This window comes from Moraxella sp. E33BD, from assembly GCF_041807865.1.
Lineage (GTDB): Bacteria > Pseudomonadota > Gammaproteobacteria > Pseudomonadales > Moraxellaceae > Moraxella > Moraxella haemolytica.
In genome coordinates this window covers 1-2,148 of the sequence record NZ_JBGTZD010000033.1, presented here as the reverse complement: position 1 = coordinate 2,148, position 2,148 = coordinate 1, and the positions used below count along the sequence as shown (strand labels likewise).

At 47.3% G+C, this 2,148-nt stretch carries 4 protein-coding genes; all 4 read right to left on the bottom strand.

Translation table 11 applies throughout. The annotated features are described in order from the left end of the window. Window positions 1–759 (bottom strand): Mov34/MPN/PAD-1 family protein (locus ACERC6_RS10215; protein WP_373630527.1); only part of this gene is annotated, 759 nt, incomplete at its 3' end. Between the two features lie 8 nt (window positions 760–767). Next, the gene (locus ACERC6_RS10210; protein WP_373627201.1) at window positions 768–1,481 is read right to left on the bottom strand and encodes a phage minor tail protein L; all 714 of its coding nucleotides are present in this window, start codon (window positions 1,479–1,481) and stop codon (window positions 768–770) included. 49 nt (window positions 1,482–1,530) lie between these two features. Then, window positions 1,531–1,935: a hypothetical protein gene (locus tag ACERC6_RS10205; RefSeq protein ID WP_373627199.1), complete on the bottom strand. Its 405-nt coding sequence runs from the start codon at window positions 1,933–1,935 to the stop codon at window positions 1,531–1,533. A 64-nt stretch (window positions 1,936–1,999) separates the two neighbouring features. After that, a partial coding sequence (locus ACERC6_RS10200; protein WP_373630528.1) for a phage tail protein occupies window positions 2,000–2,148 on the bottom strand: 149 nt, incomplete at its 5' end.

Here is a 2,148-nt window from a genome sequence, read left to right as displayed (position 1 = left end):
ATGACGCACGACAAGCCCAACCCTATCCGCCCACCCCTTGCCATAAATCTCACGCACGCTTTGCCGTCCGTAGGGGTGGTGCAGGATTAGAGTGTTGCCCACGCAAGGCGGTGTAACTTCGCTTTTGAGCGTGTCATTGTTGCCGAGCCAAATTAAGGCATGATTAACATGGTGCGTGCGTCCGACACGGCAAAGCAGGACATCGCCGTATTGCAGGTTGTCTTTGTCCACTTCCACAAAGCCTGCTTTTTCAAAGTTCTGCTCATACAGTGGGGCGTGATTGGGGTCTTCCCACCAAGCGTCTGTGCGGTCAAAATCAGGCAATTCAATCTCAAACTCACGGCGATAAAAATCACGGACAATGGCATAACAATCTTGCACCCCATGGATATAATTTCGCCCCAACAGTGGCGGTTTATACCCACACGGCTCATACACGCCAAAGCTCGGTTCATCGCCATAATCTTGTTTTGATACCGCCACAATGACCCACGCCACACCGTGCAGTTCAATTTGTAATTTATCCAAATCAGACGGCAACACACCGCCGTCAGGGTGGCTATGGACGATGGCTTGTATCTGCCCCATACTTTCAGCACGGGCAAAATCTTTTGGACAAAGAGTAAATTGCCCATTGTCATGGGCGGTGTTGGTGCAGGCAATGTATTTGTTATTCACAATCACGCCACAGCACTCGGCAGGGTAGCAGTCAAGGGCGTGGGAGATAATGTCCGATTTTAATTGTTTGGTTAATTTCATCTTAATTCCTATGAGCCAATCAAACTACTGGCAGGACAGCCACCAAAGGGTAAGGGCTTGTTTTTACCAAAACGGCGAACGCACGATTTCATGCGACCACCGCATTTGTCCAAAATTGGGTTGTCGGTTGGTTTGTCGTGTTCGTCAAACATTGTCGCCCCTGTATAGCCGCATTCTTCGCCACGATACTTACCCACGACCGCCCAATGGCAATAATTGGTAATCTCTCTGACTGGGATTTTTAAGCCCTCTAAATCAATCGGATTTGACAGCTCAAAAGTAACTTGTTGGGCATTTTCCGATGTTTTTTGTTCCACAAACCAAATCTGCTCTTTGCATTCATCGCTTGCCGTAGGGTTGCCACCGTCAAAATTAACCGCATCAAGATACTTGGCAAGGGTGGCAATAACGGTAAGTTTTGCTCCTGCAAAGTCGCTAAACTGCAAGCAATACGCCGACACCGCACCTTGTACCCCTGCGATGTTATTGGCAAGGGTCAAGGTGGGGGTGCTTGCCTTACCGTCTGACCGCATTTCAAGCCCTGTTACATTTAGGGCTTGGGGGTTGTACTCTTTGCCACGGAAGGTAATTACACCATCGTTTTTGTCGTGATTATGTCCGTGAAAGCGTAAAATGCCCGCTCCAAGACGGCTTGCATCCAGTTCAAACAAGGTAATTAGTCCATCTACGGATAATTTTTGAAAGTCGCTGTTTAATGGCATAAGCCCTCCAAATAAAAGACGGAAAAATCACTTTTTCCGTCTTTGTGTGTTATGCTTCTTCGTCTGCCAGTTCGTCGGTTGGCTCGGTTTCGCTTGCCAGACTTGCCGTCGGCACAACTTCCACCGCCACGCCAAATTCATCATTAGCATAGACTAAATGCAGGACGGTAACAGCTTTGTCATTACCCCAACCTTTAAGCTGGTTAAGTTGGTTGGTCGCCCAAGCTAGAATCTCGGCACGAAAGATAGTGGTGCGATTGCGTTTTAAAATGCCATTATTCTCTTCGCCGTTCATTGCCTCAAAGCCGTCATCTTCAGGATAATAGACGATTTCAACCTTATTGGCTTTGTCGCCATATTGACTTTGCCAAGTGTCTACCTGCCAGATAAATGCTTGTAGGATTTGGGCTTCGGTGCGGTTTAGGGTGGTTAGGGTTTGGGTGGGTTCGGTCATGGTTTTGCTCCAAATAAAAAGCCCCAAGCGGTATTGCGTGGGGCGGTTGTTAAGGCGATATTGCCTAAAAAACTTGTTCAAACTTCAAGCTAATTTCCCAAAAATTACCTTTTCTTTGAGAAATTTCATAATCTTGGCAAATGTATTTGGCGGTCGTGCCATGCGGATCAGCCCAATAAAAGGGCGTAACGCCACCATGCTCATCAAGAAAAT